At 68.3% G+C, this 17,982-nt stretch carries 14 protein-coding genes and 1 pseudogene; all 15 read right to left on the bottom strand.

The annotated features are described in order from the left end of the window. Positions 1 to 62: 62 nt before the first annotated feature. The 15 genes and pseudogenes from ACZYX4_RS10795 to ACZYX4_RS10725 all read right to left on the bottom strand — a co-directional run bounded on the left by ACZYX4_RS10795 (position 63) and on the right by ACZYX4_RS10725 (position 17,941). Entirely contained in the window at positions 63 to 767 is a 705-nt protein-coding gene (locus ACZYX4_RS10795) for a DivIVA domain-containing protein (RefSeq protein WP_463875686.1), read from the bottom strand. Between the two features lie 149 nt (positions 768 to 916). Beyond that, a complete protein-coding gene (locus ACZYX4_RS10790; RefSeq protein ID WP_463875685.1) occupies positions 917 to 1,225 on the bottom strand; it encodes a YggT family protein in 309 nt (102 codons plus the stop codon). Positions 1,226 to 1,361: 136 nt separating this feature from the next. Further along, positions 1,362 to 1,892: a cell division protein SepF gene (locus ACZYX4_RS10785; RefSeq protein WP_463875684.1), complete on the bottom strand. Its 531-nt coding sequence runs from the start codon at positions 1,890 to 1,892 to the stop codon at positions 1,362 to 1,364. Positions 1,893 to 1,978: 86 nt separating this feature from the next. Next, positions 1,979 to 2,725 (bottom strand): YggS family pyridoxal phosphate-dependent enzyme, encoded by a 747-nt coding sequence (locus ACZYX4_RS10780; RefSeq protein ID WP_463875682.1) that lies wholly within the window; start codon positions 2,723 to 2,725, stop codon positions 1,979 to 1,981. A gap of 12 nt (positions 2,726 to 2,737) precedes the next feature. Then, entirely contained in the window at positions 2,738 to 3,511 is a 774-nt protein-coding gene (locus ACZYX4_RS10775) for a purine nucleoside phosphorylase YfiH/LACC1 family protein (protein WP_463875681.1), read from the bottom strand. Between the two features lie 92 nt (positions 3,512 to 3,603). Continuing rightward, positions 3,604 to 4,824, bottom strand: a complete 1,221-nt coding sequence (ftsZ, locus tag ACZYX4_RS10770; protein ID WP_463875679.1) for a cell division protein FtsZ — start codon at positions 4,822 to 4,824, stop codon at positions 3,604 to 3,606. Between the two features lie 201 nt (positions 4,825 to 5,025). Beyond that, the gene (locus tag ACZYX4_RS10765) at positions 5,026 to 5,898 is read right to left on the bottom strand and encodes a cell division protein FtsQ/DivIB (protein ID WP_463875678.1); all 873 of its coding nucleotides are present in this window, start codon (positions 5,896 to 5,898) and stop codon (positions 5,026 to 5,028) included. Then, on the bottom strand, positions 5,891 to 7,303 hold the full coding sequence (gene murC, locus ACZYX4_RS10760; protein WP_463875676.1) for a UDP-N-acetylmuramate--L-alanine ligase: 1,413 nt from the start codon (positions 7,301 to 7,303) through the stop codon (positions 5,891 to 5,893). The genes ACZYX4_RS10765 and murC overlap by 8 nt, the downstream gene beginning before the upstream one ends. A 4-nt stretch (positions 7,304 to 7,307) precedes the next feature. Further along, positions 7,308 to 8,495, bottom strand: a complete 1,188-nt coding sequence (gene murG / locus ACZYX4_RS10755; protein WP_463875674.1) for an undecaprenyldiphospho-muramoylpentapeptide beta-N-acetylglucosaminyltransferase — start codon at positions 8,493 to 8,495, stop codon at positions 7,308 to 7,310. Between the two features lie 240 nt (positions 8,496 to 8,735). Continuing rightward, positions 8,736 to 10,079 (bottom strand): annotated as a pseudogene (gene ftsW, locus ACZYX4_RS10750) (putative lipid II flippase FtsW); the annotation flags it as partial. A 2-nt stretch (positions 10,080 to 10,081) separates the two neighbouring features. Next, positions 10,082 to 11,683, bottom strand: a complete 1,602-nt coding sequence (gene murD, locus ACZYX4_RS10745) for a UDP-N-acetylmuramoyl-L-alanine--D-glutamate ligase (RefSeq protein ID WP_463875672.1) — start codon at positions 11,681 to 11,683, stop codon at positions 10,082 to 10,084. Continuing rightward, entirely contained in the window at positions 11,665 to 12,774 is a 1,110-nt protein-coding gene (gene mraY / locus ACZYX4_RS10740; RefSeq protein WP_463875670.1) for a phospho-N-acetylmuramoyl-pentapeptide-transferase, read from the bottom strand. The genes murD and mraY overlap by 19 nt, the downstream gene beginning before the upstream one ends. Next, a complete protein-coding gene (locus ACZYX4_RS10735) occupies positions 12,771 to 14,354 on the bottom strand; it encodes a UDP-N-acetylmuramoyl-tripeptide--D-alanyl-D-alanine ligase (protein WP_463875669.1) in 1,584 nt (527 codons plus the stop codon). Before ACZYX4_RS10735 ends, mraY begins: the two co-directional genes overlap by 4 nt. Before the next feature lie 6 nt (positions 14,355 to 14,360). Continuing rightward, the gene (locus ACZYX4_RS10730) at positions 14,361 to 16,013 is read right to left on the bottom strand and encodes a UDP-N-acetylmuramoyl-L-alanyl-D-glutamate--2,6-diaminopimelate ligase (protein ID WP_463875667.1); all 1,653 of its coding nucleotides are present in this window, start codon (positions 16,011 to 16,013) and stop codon (positions 14,361 to 14,363) included. 125 nt (positions 16,014 to 16,138) lie between these two features. Next, entirely contained in the window at positions 16,139 to 17,941 is a 1,803-nt protein-coding gene (locus ACZYX4_RS10725; RefSeq protein ID WP_463875666.1) for a peptidoglycan D,D-transpeptidase FtsI family protein, read from the bottom strand. Positions 17,942 to 17,982 lie beyond the last annotated feature (41 nt).

Below are 17,982 nucleotides of genomic sequence, written 5' to 3'. Positions count from 1 at the left end.
TGCCGGAAGCCGGCAGCCGAGGAATCCTCAGCCACCGGCTTTCAGAATACTTGCTTGTCGCCCTAGCTGTTGGCTTCGACCTCAGGGGCCGCGACGGAGCCGCGGGCATCCAGGTCACGCAGCTGGCCTTCGATGTAGGCCTTCAGGCGTGAACGGTAGTCACGCTCGAAGCCGCGGAGCTGCTCGACCTTGCGTTCCAGCACGGAGCGCTGCTGCTCAAGGGCGCCGAGGATCTTGCGGGACTTCTCCTGTGCGTCGTTGACGAGGCTGCTGGCCTCGATCTGCGCTTCGGCGATGATCTTGCCGCGCTTCTGCTCACCGTCGGCGACGTGATTGTCGTGCATCTGCTGCGCCATGGCCAGCAGGCCTGCAGCGGACTCGGCTGCCGGGGTGGCCACGGTGGGCGCGGGGGCGGCTGCCTGCCCGGCTTCCTTCGTCGTGTCAGCGTCGGCAGTCCTGGCAGCGTCGGCGGTCCTGGCAGCGTCAGCGGTCTTGGCCTCGGCTTCTGCCTTGGTGCGGTCTTCCTTGTCGGCCTTGACGGGTGCCGGAACCTTTTCCACGACGGGAGCCGCGGCGGCGGAGCTGGCAGGCGTGCCGGCGCCGAGTTCGGCGAGCTTCTTGCGAAGCTCCTCGTTCTCCTGGTTCAGGCGTCGCAGTTCGACGACGATCTCGTCCAGGAAGTCATCAACTTCATCCTGGTCGTAGCCTTCGCGGAACTTGGTCGGCTGAAAGCGCTTGTTGACAACGTCTTCTGGCGTCAAAGCCATCTGGTCACCTCGTTGGTCTAGTTAGTCAGTAGGCCTTTCGGCCGTCAAACTACGGTACCTAAATATGGTCTGGTTACTCCAATTCAACACCGCAGTGTCAAACCGGCGTTTCTATCCGTTGGTGGCTGTGAACAAGGTCAGCGGCCCGGCTACGCCACGATGGGCTGGGAGAACACCAGGAACTTGGCGACCGACATGGCAATGGTGACTGCCACAAAGAGCAGCAGGAAGCCGAGGTCCAGGGATATTCCGCCCAGCCGCAGCGGCGGGATGAGCCGCCGGAGCAGCTTGAGCGGCCTGTCCGTGACCGAATACACCGCGTGTGCGGTGACGAGGGCCGCGCCGCGCGGCCGCCAGCTCCGCGCAAACATCTGCACCCAGTCAAAGACCAGCCGGATGATGAGGGCAACAAAGAACAGCAGCAGGGCGATATAGACAAGTCCGAAAACAATTCCCATGAGTTAACTCATATCTCCGTGTTCATTCCGGATACCGCAGTGTCCTCTTGATAGTTACGCCTCTATTTCAACACGGATAATTCAGCAAGGATGCCAGACAAGGTGTCCTTGCCTGGCATCCGTTGGAATTCCCGAACTAGCTCTGGTTGAAGAAGGCCGCCTGCGTCTCGCTGACCTTCTTGTCATCGCCGATGACTTCAACGTACGACGGCGACAGCAGGAAGACCTTGCTGGTGACCCGCTCGATGCTGCCGCGGAGGCCAAAGACCAGCCCGGCGGAAAAGTCGACGAGTCGCTTGGCATCTGCTTCACCCATGTCTGTGACGTTCATGATGACGGGGATGCCGTCCCTGAAGCTTTCACCGATGAGTTTGGCGTCATTGTAGGACCGCGGGTGGATCGTGGTGATCTGGCGGAGTCCGGTGTGCTCTTCACGGCTCGATGCCGCTCGCTTGATGGGTGTCACAGGTGCGCGATATTCCTCTTCAGCGGCGTAGGGCTCTTCCTTGGGGACCTCGCGGACAGGCGCCGGTGCACGACGTTCCTCGCGGTCACGATCCATGGAATTGTCCTCATCCTTGTGTGATGTTTGGTGCTCGGACTCATAGTGGTCGTCGCCATCGGCGAGCCCAAGATAGATCATTGTCTTGCGCAGAGCGCCTGCCATGGTCGACTCCTAATCGTGTCCGTCAGCGGGCCATCGGTGACTGAGCAGCCTTGGAATTCCCGCCGTTACCTTCCAATACGTTGAACCTACCCCAACGCCGGACGCGGACCGAGAATATCGGAGCCAACGCGTAGGTGTGTCGCCCCGAACCGGACGGCCTGTTCCAGGTCCTGGCTCATGCCAGCGGAGATGCCCGTGGCGCCGGGATGGACAGCGGCCAGGCGGGCGGAAAGCTCCGCGAGCTTCTCGAATGCCGGGACCGGATCCGCGCCGAAGGGGGCGACCGCCATCACGCCGGCCAGGCGGAGTCCCTCCGCGGCGGCCAGCTGGTCCGCCAGCGCCGGAACCTCTGCCGGAAGGGCGCCGCCGCGGTGGGCGCCCGCGTCGTCGTCGAGGCTGACCTGGATGAAGCACTCCAGCGGCGCCCGCCCGGTTCGTCCCTGTTCGGCGGCCATGGCCTTGGCCAGGGCACCGGCCAGCTGCGGCCGGTCCACGGAGTGCACGGAGTGGGCGTATTTGACGACGGACTTGGCCTTGTTGCTCTGGAGCTGGCCTATGAAGTGCCAGCGGAGCTGCAGCCCGGCCAGTGCGGCGGCCTTCTCCGCGGCCTCCTGGTCCCGGTTCTCGCCGACGTCGGTGATGCCGAGCGCGGCGAGCCGCCGGACGTCGTCGGCGGGGTGGAATTTGGTGACCACAATCAGTTGGGGCGGCCGTTCCTGCCGGCCGGCTGCTGCGACGGCGGTGTCGATGCGCTGCCGGACGGCTGACAGCCGCTCGCGGAGCTGGTCCAGCCGGGGATCATCCTGCCCGGGTGCGGGCTCGTGTTCAGTCATTCGCTCATCCACTCATGTGCGTTCGCCCTGCGGGTCCCCGCCGAAGTGCCCGGCGCCGGTCCACACAAGTCCCGCGAAACGTCCGGTGTTCCGGTCACGGCGGTAGGAGAACAGGTTGTTGTCTTCCAGGGTGCAGCCCCCGGAGTATTCGACCCTGACGCCGGCGTCCTGCAGCTGGCTGCGGACGGCGGCCGGCAGGTCCAGGCCAGGGGTACCGCGGGAGGTGGTGGACCGGGCGGCGGGAACCCGGGCGGCCACGTTCTCGCGCATGTCCGCGGGGACCTCGTAGCAGCGCCCGCAGACGGACGGGCCGATCCAGGCGCCCAGCCCCGCCGCGCCCAGCTCGTGCATGCGCGCCACCGCCGCCGGAACGACGCCGGACGCGACCCCGGGACGTCCGGCGTGCACCACCGCGAGGACGGGTGCTTTCCCGCCGGCCCTGTCCCCCACCAGGACAATCGGCACACAGTCCGCCACCATCACGGCCAGAGGTTCGCCGAACGACACCATGGCGTCGGCAGTCGGGGCGCCGGCAGTCGGGGCGCCGGCAGCCCGGGCACCAGAGCCGGCCGCCGTGGCGGCGCCAATGCCGGCGACGTCGTTGCCGTGGACCTGGTTCATGTACTGGAAGGGCCGGCCGGCGAGTCCGAGCGCCGCTTCTATCCTCCGGCGCCTGCGCCCGACCTCGGCAGGGTCGTCGCCGACATGGAGCGCAAGGTTGCCGGCGGCAGCGTCGGTGAAAGCCACCCACACGCCGGGCCGGACTTCCGCCTGCCACGAGAACACTCAGAACACCGCCCCAACTTGTTTGCAGAACTTCGATCCTACGAGAAAGCACCATGGCACTGCCATCCGGCAGTGCCATGGTGCTTCAGGATCTACTTCAGGAAGTCAGGGACATCCAGGTCGTCGGAGCGGCGGCCGGACAGGTCCGGCTCCACGACGGAGGGCAGGTCCACGTCGAAGCCGGAGTCTGCCGGGACCGCGGACGGGCGCTGCTGGCCCCAGCCGCCGTAACCGGAGGCGCCGACCGTGGCGTGCAGCGGCTGGACCCGGGCCGAGGCCGGAGCCTGGGACGGGGCTGCAACCGGCGCTGCCGGACGCTGCGGCGCCGACTGCGGAAGGGACTGGTCCATGGACGGCGAGGTGGCCTTGACGTCGTCGAAGCCGGCCGCGATGACCGTGACACGGGCCTCGTCGCCGAGGGCGTCGTCGATGACCGCACCGAAGATGATGTTGGCCTCGGGGTGGGCGACTTCCTGGACCAGGCGGGCAGCCTCGTTGATTTCGAAGAGTCCGAGGTCCGAGCCGCCCTGGATGGACAGCAGCACGCCGTGGGCTCCGTCGATTGATGCCTCCAGCAGCGGGGAGGCGATGGCGAGTTCCGCAGCCTTGACCGCGCGGTCTTCGCCGCGGGCCGAGCCGATGCCCATCAGTGCCGAGCCGGCGCCCTGCATCACGGACTTGACGTCGGCGAAGTCGAGGTTGATCAGGCCCGGGGTCGTGATCAGGTCGGTGATGCCCTGGACGCCGGAGAGCAGGACCTGGTCGGCGGAACGGAACGCGTCAAGCACAGAGACGTTGCGGTCGCTGATGGAGAGCAGGCGGTCGTTCGGGATGACGATCAGGGTGTCGACTTCGTCGCGGAGGGCGTCGATGCCGGCTTCGGCGGAGCCGGCTCGGCGGCGGCCTTCGAAGGTGAAGGGGCGGGTGACCACGCCGATGGTCAGCGCGCCGAGCGATCGGGCGATGCGGGCGACGACGGGCGCGCCGCCGGTGCCGGTGCCGCCACCCTCGCCGGCGGTGACGAAGACCATGTCCGCGCCGCGCATGACTTCTTCGATTTCCTCGGCGTGGTCTTCGGCAGCCTGCCGGCCGACGTCCGGGTTTGCACCGGCTCCCAGGCCGCGCGTCAACTCACGCCCGATGTCCAGCTTGACGTCTGCATCGGACATCAATAATGCCTGCGCGTCGGTGTTGACGGCGATGAATTCGACGCCTCGAAGACCGACCTCGATCATGCGGTTGACTGCGTTCACGCCACCGCCGCCGATGCCGACGACCTTGATGACGGCCAAGTAATTCTGCGGAGCTGCCACGTTACGTGTCCCTTGTTCGTGTTCTATTGCGAAAACTGATGGAGTCGGGCTTGAAGCATTGAACCTTAACCTTCGAGTTGAGGGTTATAGTTATGTCAAGTAACTCATGTTCTGACGGTATTTCCTATGCCGGGGACATTCAAATACCGGCGCCGCGTGTCGCGGTATTCCCGGTGAAATAGCCCGGTAAGTGATCGGCGGCTATCGGGTGACCGGGTGCCGCGGCACGCTGACATCGTAGATCCGCACCGGATTTTTTGGGTCCGCGGGCGCCTTCAACAAGGCCTCGAGGACCTTTGCCTTGAGCTCCTTCTCCCCCGCGTTGCCCCAGACAATCGTCTGGCCGTCCACGAGCTTGAGCTCAACGGCGTCCACTGACTTCGCCGAGGCGTTCGAGAGCCTGGCCAGCACATCGGCAGGCAGGGCCCCCAGGACTTCGGTGATCGCCTGGAACAGGTCCTTGGGCAGGGTGCCGTCTCCGCCGTCAATGACCGGAAGCGGAACGGACTCCGGGTCGGCGGTGTCGCTGAGCTTCACACCGTCGACGTCGACCAGCTGGTGTGCCTCGCCCTGTTTGAGCAAAGCCACCGGCACGCGTTCGGTCACCGTGACCTGCAGCGTCGACGGCGGGCGGGCCTCGGTGGTGACCTTCTTGATCTGGAGGAACGGCTGCAGGAGGGCTGTCACGTCGTTGTCGCTGATCTGTGGCAGCGGTTTGCCCTGCAGCGGCGCGAGGGCCGTCCGGACCTGGTCCGGCGTCAGCAGCTTGGTCCCCTCCACGGTGACGCTCTGGAGGGCGAGGACCGGCGAGTAGACGGCGGCGGCAAGGATGCCCGCGACCAGCACCGCCAGGGCCGCGATGGTGCCCTGCAGGATGCGCCTGCGGCGTCTGGATTTGGGTTCCGGGAAGGACAGCACGTTGTCCCGGCCCGGCTGGGCCGCCGGTGCGGTGGCGGCGCCGTTTGCCGGGCTGTCCTTGGAGGCGGAGATGACGTCGGAAGACCCCGGCTCCCCGCGCGCAGCGGAGGGCCGGCGTGGGCCCGCCTTGTAGCCGGGGCGGCGGGTGCTAGGCACTGTGGACACCCCTGTTCAGGGCCGCGACGATCAGCGGCCCGTAGTCGGTGACGTCGCCGGCTCCGACCGTGAGCACAATGTCCCCCGGCGCCGCGGCGGAGACGACGGACTGCACCGCCTCACCCGGTCCGACGAGCCGGCCGCCGGCGCCAAGGTGCGCCGTGATCAGCTGGCTGCTGACGCCCGGAATCGGATCTTCGCGGGCGGGGTAGATGTCCAGGACCAGTGCGGTGTCGGCGGTGTTGAGCGCCGCGGCGAACTCTTCGGCGAATTCCCGGGTCCGGGAGAACAGGTGCGGCTGGAAGAGGACGTGCAGCTTGTGGCCCCCGGCCACCGACCGGGCTGCGGACAGGGCTGCCCGCACTTCGGTGGGGTGGTGGGCGTAGTCGTCGAAGACCCGGACCCCGCGGCCCGAGCCCTTGAATTCGAAGCGCCGGGACGCCCCCGTGAAGCGGGCCAGGGCCGCGGCGGCCAGCCCGGGGTCCACTCCGAGTTCCAGGGCGACGGCGAAGGCGGCCGCCGCGTTCAGGGCGTTATGCCGCCCGGGAACGTGCAGCTCGAGGGGGAATCGGCCGGCGGGGGTGGTGATCGCGACGTCCCCCGGGCCGCCGTCGTGCAGCACAATCTGGGCGTCATCGCCGGTGCCGTAGAGCACGACGCGTGTGTTGCCGCGCTCCAGGGTCCGCATGGCAAGGGCCCGGGCGCCGGCGTCGTCCGCGCAGGCAACCAGCACGCCGTCGGCCGGGAGCAGGGCGGCGAAGCGGTCGAAGGAGGCGTAGACGGCCTCGGCGGTGCCGTAGTAGTCGAGGTGGTCCGGCTCCACGTTGGTCACGACGGCGATCTGCGGGCGGTAGTTCAGGAAGGAGCCGTCGGATTCGTCGGCTTCCGCGACGAAGACCGGCGAGCTGCCGCTGGCGGCGTTCACGCCCAGCGCCGGGACGTTCGCGCCGATGGCGAAGGACGGGTCCAGGCCGGCGCCCTGCAGGAGGACGGTGATCATCGACGTCGTGGTGGATTTGCCATGGGTGCCTGCCACGGTGACGGCGGTGTCCTCTGCCATCGCGGCCGCCAGGGCCTCGGAGCGGTGCAGCACGGGCAGTCCGGCGGCCCGGGCCGCGACCAGTTCGGGATTGTCCGGACGGATGGCTGAACCGGCGACCACGCTTTGCGCGTCGCCCAGATGGGCAGCATCGTAGCCGACGCAGATCCGGGCGCCGGCGGCGGCCAGGTCCGCCATGACCGGCAGGTCCTTGGCGTCGGAGCCGCTGACCGGCAGGCCGCGGGCCACCAGGATGCGGGCCACGGCGGACATCCCGACGCCGCCGATGCCGATGAAGTGCACCCGGCCGAGGTCTTCCCCGGAGCGGGCCGCCGCGGGGGCGTGCTGGTGTTCGGGCTGTCTCATTCCGTTACCGCTTCCTGCTGTGCTGCTTCGAGGGCTTTGCTTTCAACGACGGGGCTTTTGACGACCGGGCGTTCAACTGCTTCGCGGATACCGGGGCCGCCGTTTCGAGGACGAGGCCGGCCATGCGGCGGTCAGCGTCGCGGATGCCGAGCTTTTCGGCGCTGGCCGCCATCCGGGCGAGCCTGTCGGGGTCCTGGAGCAGCGGGATGATGTGCTCGCGGACCCAGCCGGGCGAAAACGTGCTGTCCCCCACCAGCAGGGCACCTCCCGCTGCGACGAGTCCGGCGGCGTTGAGCGCCTGTTCGCCGTTGCCGATCGGCAGTGGAACGAAGACGGCGGGCAGGCCGACGGCGGCGACCTCGCAGACCGTCGCAGCCCCGGAGCGGGCCAGCAGCAGGTCTGCCGCGGCGTACACAGTTTCCATGCCGTCGACGTACTCGCGCTGCTGGTAGCCGGGTGCCGCGAGCGGCTTGCCGTCGGCGTCGTGGACCGCCTTGCCGCGCCCGGTGAGGTGCAGGGTCTGGATGCCGGCCTCCGAGAGGAGGCCGGCCGATGCGGCGATGGTGCGGTTGATGCTTTGGGCGCCCGAGGAGCCGCCGGTGACAATGAGGGCCGGACGGTCCGGGTCCAGGCCGAGGGCTGCCCGGGCCGCGGTCCGGGCTGCGGTCCGGTCAAGGCCGGAGATTTCCTGCCGCATCGGCATGCCGACGTGCCGGGAGGCGCCCAGCCTGGTGGCGGCAAAGGCCACGGCGACGTGTCCGCCCAGCCGGGCGCCCACGCGGTTCGCCAGTCCCGGGCGGGCGTTCGCCTCGTGGATGACGATGGGGATCTTCCGGCGCCAGGCGGCGAGGTACATCGGTGTGCAGACGTAGCCGCCGACGCCGACCAGGACGTCCGCTTTGGCCTCGTCAAGGATGACACCGGCCTGTTTCACCGCGCCGGCCAGCCGGCCGGGGAGCCGCAGCAGGTCCATTGAGGGTCTGCGCGGGAAGGGGACCCGGCTGACGGTGGCAAGGTCCAGCCCAGCGGCCGGGACCAGCCGGGCTTCCATCCCGCCGGGTGTTCCGACGGCCAGGAGCCGCACACCGGGGCGGGCCTCCCGGAGTGCGTTCGCGATGGCCAGGAGCGGGCTGATGTGCCCGGCTGTTCCGCCGCCGGCGAGGACGACGGACAAAGATGACTCGGGGTTCATGGAGGCCTATTTACGCTTTCGTGCGGGATTGCCGGGGGCGGGCGTTCTTGCGGTCCGTGGTCCGGCATCCGGCGGTCCGGTTTCCGGTGTTGCGGAGGTGGCCTTTCGGGGCCAGGCGGCCCTGGCCGCCGGATCATTGCCGGGTTTGGCTGGGTTTCCGGGTTTGGCCGGGTTTCCGGGTTTGGCCGGGTTTCCGGGTTTGGCGGGTTTGGCGGGTTTCGCGTCTGCGGCGCGCGCCGCGGTCCGCTTCCGCAGGGACACCGCAAGTCCGGACGGGCCGAACCTGAACAGCCGCTCCGGCTGCAGGCCGGGTGCCATCTGGGCCCGGGCCAGTGACAAGACGACGCCGATGGCGCACAACGACATAAGCAGCGCCGAGCCGCCGTAGGAAATGAACGGGAGCGGGATTCCCACCACGGGCGCCAGCCCGGTGACCACGGCCATGTTGACCGTCGCCTGCCCGAGCAGCCAGACCATGATGGTGCCGGCCAGGACCCGGTGGAACATGTCCTTCTGGGCCACCACAACGCGGTAGATGGCGGTGCCGAGAATGGCGAAGAGAACGAGCACCACGAAGGTGCCGACGAGTCCGAGCTCCTCGCCGATGATGGCGAAGATGAAGTCGTTGTGGGCTTCCGGGATCCAGCTGTACTTCTGCCGGCTTTGGCCCAGCCCCACACCGAACCATCCCCCGGAGGCGAGCCCGTAGAGGCCGTTGGTGGACTGGTAGTTCAGGTCGGAGCCGTCCGCGCAGGTCTGCCCGGACCAGGACAGGATGCGGCACATACGGTTGGGGCTCGTAATGGCCAGCACGGCGGTGCCCGCGGCGAGGACGATCCCGGCGATGCCGAACAGGTACAGCCGCACTCCGGCGAAGAACAGGGCGGCGGCCGTGATCATCATGACGATCATGGCGGTGCCGAGGTCGTTGCCCAGGAGGATGAGCACGATCACTCCGGCGGCGCCCGGGAGCACGACGGGGATCAGGGCATGCTTGGCCTGGGACAGCAGCTTGGCCTTGCGGTCCAGGACCGTGGCCATCCACAGGGCAAGCGCCAGCTTGGACGCCTCGGAGGGCTGGAAGGTGAAGGGTCCGATGTCGATCCAGTTCTGGTTGCCGAGGGCGCTGCGGCCGACGAGCAGCACGAGCACCAGCAGCACGAACGCCACCAGAATGGCGATCCAGGCGCCGCGCTTGAGCCAGACGACATTGACCCGCGAGAGCACAAACATGCCGAACAGGCCGATCCCGGCGAACATCCCCTGTTTGAGGGCGGCGGTGTAGGGGGACTCCCCTGCCGCGATGGATTCGACGCTGGATGCGGAAAGCACCATCATGATGCCGATGGCCGTGAGCGCGAGGGTGGATCCCAGGATCAGGTAGTAGGTGGAGCCGTTGCGGGACTTCCCGGTTCCCTCCAGGGCGGACCAGAATGCCCGGTACCAGCCCTGGACTTTCCGGGCGGCCGCCTGCGGGCCTGCTGCTGCCCCGGGCGCTGCTGCTTTCGCTGCCGGTGACTTCGCGCCGCGTGCCTTGGGTGCGGCCGGTGCGGCCGCGGGGTGACGTGTGGGCGTGCTGACCATTGTTACTCCTCGCTGGTCTGAGCCTGCTTTTCCACGAGCTCGCGGACAGCTTCGATGAAGGCGTTGCCGCGGTGAGCGTAGGAAGAGAACTGATCCATGGATGCTGCCGCCGGGGCCAGGAGCACGGTGTCCCCCGGGGCGGCCAGCTGCGCCGCCGACGCAACGGCCCGGGCCATCACAGTCCCACCGGAAACCGGCGGGGGTCCTGCCACGGCGCCGGCCGTCCCGGCAGACTGCACCTCTTCATTTTCGCCCTTCCCCGCAACGATCACGGGGACATCGGGTGCGTGTCGCTGCAGCGCGGAGCGCAGATCGCTGGAGTCGGCCCCGATCAGGACCACGGCCTTGAGCCGCCGGGCGTGCTCCTGGACCAGCGGCTCATAGTTGACGCCCTTGGACAGTCCGCCTGCTATCCAGACGACGTTCTCGAACGCGGAGAGCGAGGCGGCGGCGGCATGCGGGTTGGTGGCTTTGGAGTCGTTGACCCAGAGGACACCGTCGTGGCGGGCGACCAGCTGGATGCGGTGGTCCCCGGGCAGGTAGTTCAGCAGGCCTTTGCGGACGGCGGCCGGCTCGACGCCGTAGGCCCGGACGAGGGCAGCGGCGGCCAGGGCATTGGCCACCATGTGGCGCGGAGCCGCCGGGCCGAGGTCCGACACCGAGGCCAGTTCGGCCGCGCTGTCCTTGCGCCCGGCGATGAAGGCGCGGTCCACCAGGAGTCCTTCGACGACGCCGAGCATGCTGACGGCCGGCGTGAGCGTGGTGAACGCCACCGCACGGCAGCCTTCGACGACGTCGGCGTCCTCGACCATGCGTTCGGTTTCGATCTGCTCGGCGTTGTAGATGCACGCCTTCTGGGTGTGTTCGTAGATCTTGGCCTTGTCCGCCAGGTAGGAGGCATAGGAGCCATGCCAGTCGACGTGGTCCTCGGCGACGTTGAGGCAGACGCTCGCCACCGGTGAGACGGAGTCTGACCAGTGCAGCTGGAAGCTGGAGAGCTCGACGGCGAAGACGTCGTAGTCCACCGGATCGCGCAGGGCGTCCAGGATCGGTGTGCCGACGTTGCCGACGGCGATGGCCTTGAGCCCGGCCGCCTGCAGCATCGACTCGGTCAGCCCGACGGTGGTGGTCTTGCCGTTGGTGCCGGTGATGGTCAGCCAGTCGGCGGTTTTGCGGCCCTTGCGTTCGCGGAGGCGCCACGCGAGTTCGACGTCGCCCCAGACCGGGATGTGGGCCCGGGCCGCGGCGGCAAGAAGTGCCTGGTCGGGCCGCCAGCCCGGGGAGGTGACGATCAGGTCCGGCCTGGCACCGTCGATTTTGGGAACGGTCTCCACGGCGTCCTCGCCCAGCAGGACGTCCGCGGCGCCGACGATCCGGAGGGTGTCCGCCTGGGCCTGTGCTGTGGGGCCGGTGGCGGCGTCCACCACGACCACGCGGGCGCCGAGCTCGATCAGCGTGTCGGCGGCGGCGAAGCCGGAGATCCCGATGCCGGTGACGACGACCCGCAGCCCTGCCCAGTCGGAGTCCCAGCTGAGAAGGTCATGAAGCCTGGGTGAGTCGGTGAGGGGTACGGGAATCGGACCGGTCACAGGAGTACCACCCATTCGGCGTAGAAGATGCCCATCCCGGCGGCGACGAAGAGTCCGCACAGAATCCAGAAACGGACGACGACGGTGACCTCGGCCCAGCCTTTGAGTTCAAAGTGGTGCTGGAGCGGGGCCATCTTGAAGAACCGTTTGCCCTTGGTGATCTTGAAGTAGCCGACCTGGATGATCACCGAGAGCGTGATCAGGACGAAGAGGCCGCCGATGAAGGCGAGCAGCAGTTCGGTCCGGGACAGGATGGCGAAGCCGGCGACGGCGCCGCCGATTGCCAGCGAACCGGTGTCTCCCATGAAGATCTTGGCCGGTGAGGTGTTCCACCACAGGAAACCGACCAGCGCCGCGCTGAGGATGGCGGCGAGCAGGGCCAGGTCCAGCGGGTCGCGGACGGTGTAGCAGCCGGAGCCGGCCTGCCGCGGCGAACCGCAGGCCTGGTTGCTCTGCCAGATCCCCATCAGGGTGTAGGCACCGAAGACCATGATCGAGGCACCGGCGGCGAGGCCGTCGAGGCCGTCCGTGAGGTTCACGCCGTTGGTGGCGGCGGTAATGATCAGGTTCGACCACAGCACGAAGAGGATGGCGCCGATGAGGGTGCCGGCGAAGGCCAGGTTGAGCCACGGGATATCGCGGACCAGGGAGATCTGGTAGGACGCGGGCGTCACGCCGTTCTCGTCCGGGAACTGCAGGGCCAAAACGGCGAAGATGATGCCCACGGCGGCCTGCAGGATCAGCTTGGCCTTGGCGTTCAGGCCCAGGCTCCGCTGCTTGGAGATCTTGATGAAGTCATCCAGGAAGCCGACCAGCCCCATGCCGACCATGAGGAACAGCAGCAGCAGGGCCGAGGCGGACGGGCCCGGAGATGCCGGGTTGATCATCCACATGACAAGATGCGTGATGCCGTAGCTGGCGAGCACCGCCAGGACCACGACGGTGCCTCCCATGGTGGGGGTGCCGCGCTTGGTGTGGTGCGTGGTGGGTCCGTCATCCCGGATGAATTGCCCGTAGCTCTTGCGGACCAGGAAGCGGATAAAGACCGGGGTGCCCAGGAAGGAAAACAGCAGGGCCAGCCCAGCGCCCATCAGCAGTGCAATCACAGCAGCGCACTCCCTTCAGTGGCGGTTCCGACAGTGTTTCCGGCAGTGTTTCCGGCAGTGTTTCCGGCAGCCCTTCCCTCGGCGGGACCGGCTGCGGTCCCGGGGGTCTGTGGGGGTAATGCTATCCGATCGCCCAAGTGGCGCAGCCCGATGCTGTTGGAGGATTTGAAGAGCACCAGGTCACCGGGCTCAAGCTCGGCCTGCAGGAGGTCGTAGGCTTCTTCCGGGGTCTCGGCGAAGACGCATTCGTCTCCCCAGGACCCCTCGTTGACGGCCGAGACATACAACGACCGGGCCTCGCGTCCGACGACGACGAGCCGGGAGATGTTGAGCCGGACCACCTGGGTGCCGACAGCCATGTGTTCACGGATGGAGTCGGGGCCCAGTTCCAGCATTGCCCCGAGCACGGCCCAGGTCCGGCGGCCCCTGCCGAGGTCGGCGAGGGTGCGCAGCGCGGCGCGCATGGATTCCGGGTTGGCGTTGTACGCATCGTTGATGACGGTGACGCCGTCGGGCCGTTCGGTGCGTTCCATCCGCCACCGGCTGGCGGCGGTCTGGGTGCTCAGCGAGGCCGCGATGCGTGCGGCGGGGACGCCGGCGGCGTGGGCCGCTGCCGCCGCTGCCAGCAGGTTGGTGATGTGGTGGGCCCCGATCAGCTGGGCGGCGACGTGGTACCCGGTGCTTTCGCCCGGCAGGAACAGGTCGAATTCGGGGCTGCCACCGGCCGTCAGCTCGAGGTTCCCGGCAGTGACCTGCTCTGCACCGGCAGGCTTTGTTCCGACTGTGTTTGCAGCGACTGCGTCGAACAGGCCGTCGCGGGCGGAGCAGCCGAGTACGGTGGCCCGGGTGCGCGCGGCCATGGCGGCGACGCGGGCGTCGTCGAGGTTGAGGACGGCGGTGCCGGTGGCCGGCAGGGCCTCAACGAGCTCGCCCTTGGCGAGGGCGATGTTGTCCACGCCGCCGAATTCGCCGGCGTGTGCCGTGCCGACACCAAGGACCACCCCGATATCGGGGCGGACCATCCCGGCGAGGTAGCTGATGTGCCCGACGCCCGTGGCGCCCATCTCGATCACGAGGTAGCGGGTGTCGTCCCCGGCCCTGAAGACGGTGAGCGGGACCCCGACTTCGCCGTTGAAGGAACCCTGCGGGGCAATGGTGTTGCCTTCCGCGGCCAGGATCCCGGCCAGCAGGTCCTTGGTGGTGGTCTTGCCCGCGGAACCGGTGATGCCAATCACGGTCAGCGGCTCGCCGGCGGCAGCGCGGCTGGCGCGGATCCGTCGGACGGTTTCGGCGGCCAGGGCGCCCATCGCGAGGACCGAGTCCTGGACCACAATGGCGGGGTGGCTGCGGCCGGCGGCGTCAACGACGTCGTGTTCGACCAGGGCCAGTACGGCGCCCCGTTCGAAGGCAGCGGCGACGAAGTCGTGGCCGTCGGCCGTCTCGCCCGGCTTGGCCACGTAGAGGGAACCCGGCGTGGCTTCCCGGGAGTCGGTGACCACGGAGCCGGGGGTGATCCCCGGTTCGGCGGCCAGCCGGCCGTTGGTTATGTCGGCGATTTCCGCCGCAGTAAATGCAATCATCTCGGTTTAGGACTCTATCCGCTGGTCTTCGAGAACGGTGAATCCCCGAGCTGTCAAAGCAGAGCGGAGCTCCACCCTGTCGTCCAGGGCGAGGTTGACGCCCTTGACTTCCTGCCAAATTTCGTGTCCGCGTCCCGCGACGAGGATGGTGTCGGCCGGACCTGCGAGTTCCGCGGCCCTGCGGATGGCGGCATCGCGGGGAAAGACCTCGAGGATGCTGCAGTCCAGGCCCTCGTGTTCCTTGGCCTGAAGCGCGCCCGCCAGGACGTCGGCGCGGATCGCAGCGGCGTCCTCGTCGTGCGGGTCGTCGTCGCTGACAATGACGATGTCGGCGAGGCGCGCGGCGATGGCACCCATGGCGGGGCGCTTGCCCTGGTCCCGCTGTCCGGTGGCGCCAAAGACGATGATCACACGGGACCCCGGTTCCGGGGAGCGGACGGCCTCCAGTGCGCGGGCCAGGGCGTCGGGGTTGTGCGCAAAGTCGACCACCGCGGCGGGTGCGGTGGAGACGAGCTGCATGCGGCCGGGGACGGCGACGGTGAAGGGGTCGCCGGCGTTGAGGGCGGCCTGGACCGCGGAGGCATCGTGGCCGCCCGCGAGCACCATGACGGTGGCCAGCGCGGCGTTGGCCACATTGAAGCTTCCGGGCAGCCCGGTGTGGACGCGCAGTTCCGAGCCGTCGCGGTGGCGGAGGGTGAAGACCGTGCCGAGGCCGCGCGGGACCGGATGGAGGACCGTCCAGTCCGCGGGCATCCCGGTCACCCCGCCGGTGACGTGCGTGGCCAGTGTGGTCACCGGGATGCCGGCGGCTGCGGCGAGCTTCACGCCCCAGTCGTCGTCGACCGTCACGACGGCGCTCCGGGCCCGCCCGGGGGTAAAGAGCCGCGCCTTGGTCTGAAAGTACTCGTCCATGCTGCCGTGCAGGTCGAGGTGGTCCTGGGTGAGGTTGGTGAAGCCGGCGACGTCGAACCCGACCCCGTCCACGCGGTGGAAGGCGACGGCGTGCGAGGAGACCTCCATCGAGGCGGCGTCGAGGCGGCGTTCGCGCATCAGGGCCAGCAGGGCGTGGACGTCGGTGGACTCCGGGGTGGTGAGGAGGCTGGGGATCGGCTCCCCGCCGGCCAGGATCTCGATGGTGCCGATAAGTCCTGTCTTCTGCCCGAGGGCCTGCAGCAGGGCGTTGATGAAGTAGGTGGTGGTGGTCTTGCCGTTGGTGCCCGTGACGCCGTAGAGGGCCGGAGCGGGCTCATCCTGCGGCCGGCTCCGGTAGATCAGGGCGGACAGCCTGCCGACGAGGCTGCGGGGTTCCTCGGCCAGCAGCACCGGCACGGCGATGTCGTGGGAGAACGCCAGCAGGCGTGCGCCGGCGTCGTCGGTCAGCACGGCGGCCGCTCCGGCCGCCAGGGCCTGCGGGACGAAGTCGGCCCCGTGCCGGCTCGCGCCGGGCAGGGCGACGTAGAGGTCGCCGGGCTGGACGGCGCGGGAATTCAAGGAGATCCCGGTGACGGCGACGGAGCCGGACGCCCCGGGGACAATAACGCCGATCGCCTCGCCGATGGTGGCCAGCGGCACGGCGGCTACCGCAGTGGGCCGGAAGCCCGGGGCGGACCCCGGGCCGGACGGCGCGGCGGAAGCGCCGGGGGCATTCTGGTCTGACACGTGAATCTCCGTTGGTGGTGCTGGTGGATCTGGCGCTGCACACGGAGGATTGCTCCGGCCGGCAGGATCAGTTTCCCGGTACAGGTTGGTGGCGGACGTGCGTGCTGGTCGTTCCCGCGCGGGTGCTACTTGACGTACTGCGGCAGCCGGACGGGTTCTCCGGTGGACGGCGGGACATTGTACGTCCGCAGCGCCTGGCTCATCACGGACCGGAAGACCGGTCCGTTCGAGATGCCGTAGATATCGCCCTTGGGCCGTTGCAGGACCACTTCAACAATAAACCGTGGATCGTCCATCGGCGCCATCCCCACCATCGACGCCGTGAAGCCGCAGAAGCCGGCGGTGCCGTCGTCACAGGGCGACTGCGAGGTGCCTGTCTTCGCCCCGACCCGGTAGCCGTCCAGGCCGGCTTCCTTGATCCGGCCCTCCGTGACGGCGCTCTCGAGAATGTCCCGCACCTGCCGGGCGGTGTCCGGGCTGACTATCTGCCGCGGAGGCTGGGCCTGCACCTTTTCCTCGGTGCCGTCCGGGTTGATGTAGCTGTCGATCAGCCGCGGCTGGAGCATCACCCCGTTGTTGCCGACGCTTTGAAAGGCACGGACGGTCTGGAGCGTGGACTGCGAGACGCCCTGGCCGAACAGGACGGTGTACTGCTGGCGGCCGTCCCATTGCTCGTGGGGGGTCAGGATGCCCGTGGCCTCGGCTGGCAGTCCGATGTCCGGCGCCTCCCCGATGCCGAACTTCTTGAGCCAGTCGTAGCGCTGCTCCTTGCTGAGCCGCTGGCCGGCCATGACCGTGCCGGTGTTCATCGACCAGCCAAGAATGCCGGCCAGGGTCCGGTCCTCGGTGCCGTGCGAGAAGGCATCGCTGAACGTCTGCCCGTCCACGGTGTACGAGGACGGGACGGTGAACTTGTCCAGCGGGAATGACTTGCCTTCCTCGATCAGGGCGGCGGCCGTGATCATCTTCTGCACCGATCCCGGTTCGTAGGCCGCCGTCACGGCCCGCACGCCGCGGTCCTGGGCATCGGACTTGCCCGGGTCGTTGGGGTCCGGGGAGTTCGTGTCCGCCATAGCGATGATGTCACCGGTCTTGATGTCCTGGACGATGACGACGCCCCACTCGGCGTTCATTTTGTCCCGCTGGCTCTGGATGGCCTGCTGGGCGAAGTACTGGAGGTCCGAGTTCAGGGTGAGCTTGATGTCCTTGCCGTTGACGGCCGGGGTCAGCTGGTCGACGCCGACCGGGATGCGCAGCCCGTCTGCGCCGATCTCGAAGAGCCGTTTGCCCGCGGTTCCCCTGAGGATCCCGTCCTGGGTCTGCTCGAGGCCGGCCTGGCCTGTAGCGCCGTCCTTCAGGAAGCCGACGATCCCGCCGGCCACCGAGCCGTTGGGGTACACCCGCTTGCTGGTGCCTTCTGTGACGATGCCCGGGATCTGGAGCTTGGCGATGCGGTCCTCGACGTCGGGCTTCAGGTCCTTGGCCACGATGTAGTAGCGCTGGTCCCCCGTCAGTGCGTCCTTAAGGGTGTCCTTGGCCATTCCGAGCACCGTTGCGAGTTCGCTGATGCCCCGGTCCCGGGAGACCTTGACGAGCTCTTCGTTGCCGTCCACCTGCTCCAGCCGGCGGAACTCCTCGGTCTTGGTGTTGACGGTCTGGTCGACAACGAGGTTGTAGCGGATCACGCTGCTGGCCAGGACAGTGCCGTTGGTGTCCAGGATGCTGCCGCGCTCGGCGGGCAGTTCAATGGGCGTGAGCCGGTTCTGGAGGGCGGCTTCGGCCATGCCGCCGACGTCGAGGCCCTGGACCAGGAAGAGTTTTCCGCCTACGACGAGCAGGAGCGTCAGCATGACGCCGAGGCCCAGCCGCAGCCGCCGGGTCGCGCTCGGCGCTTTCGCCTTGCGTGCCTTGCCGGTGTTCTGCGCCACGATGTTTCCTTGCTTCTTGCCTGGCTGGTGGTCCGTTCTGC

The organism is Pseudarthrobacter leeuwenhoeki, assembly GCF_055412885.1.
This window is presented reverse-complemented; position numbering and strand designations above follow the sequence as displayed.

What these genes read in the sequence shown, in the direction of transcription:
- ACZYX4_RS10795 (WP_463875686.1), bottom strand. Translation starts at nt 767, where the DNA reads ATGGCTTTGACGCCAGAAGACGTTGTCAACAAGCGCTTTCAGCCGACC.
- ACZYX4_RS10790 (WP_463875685.1), bottom strand. Translation starts at nt 1,225, where the DNA reads ATGGGAATTGTTTTCGGACTTGTCTATATCGCCCTGCTGCTGTTCTTT.
- ACZYX4_RS10785 (WP_463875684.1), bottom strand. Translation starts at nt 1,892, where the DNA reads ATGGCAGGCGCTCTGCGCAAGACAATGATCTATCTTGGGCTCGCCGAT.
- ACZYX4_RS10780 (WP_463875682.1), bottom strand. Translation starts at nt 2,725, where the DNA reads ATGACTGAACACGAGCCCGCACCCGGGCAGGATGATCCCCGGCTGGAC.
- murC (WP_463875676.1), bottom strand. Translation starts at nt 7,303, where the DNA reads ATGAGACAGCCCGAACACCAGCACGCCCCCGCGGCGGCCCGCTCCGGG.
- murG (WP_463875674.1), bottom strand. Translation starts at nt 8,495, where the DNA reads ATGAACCCCGAGTCATCTTTGTCCGTCGTCCTCGCCGGCGGCGGAACA.
- murD (WP_463875672.1), bottom strand. Translation starts at nt 11,683, where the DNA reads ATGGGTGGTACTCCTGTGACCGGTCCGATTCCCGTACCCCTCACCGAC.
- ACZYX4_RS10735 (WP_463875669.1), bottom strand. Translation starts at nt 14,354, where the DNA reads ATGATTGCATTTACTGCGGCGGAAATCGCCGACATAACCAACGGCCGG.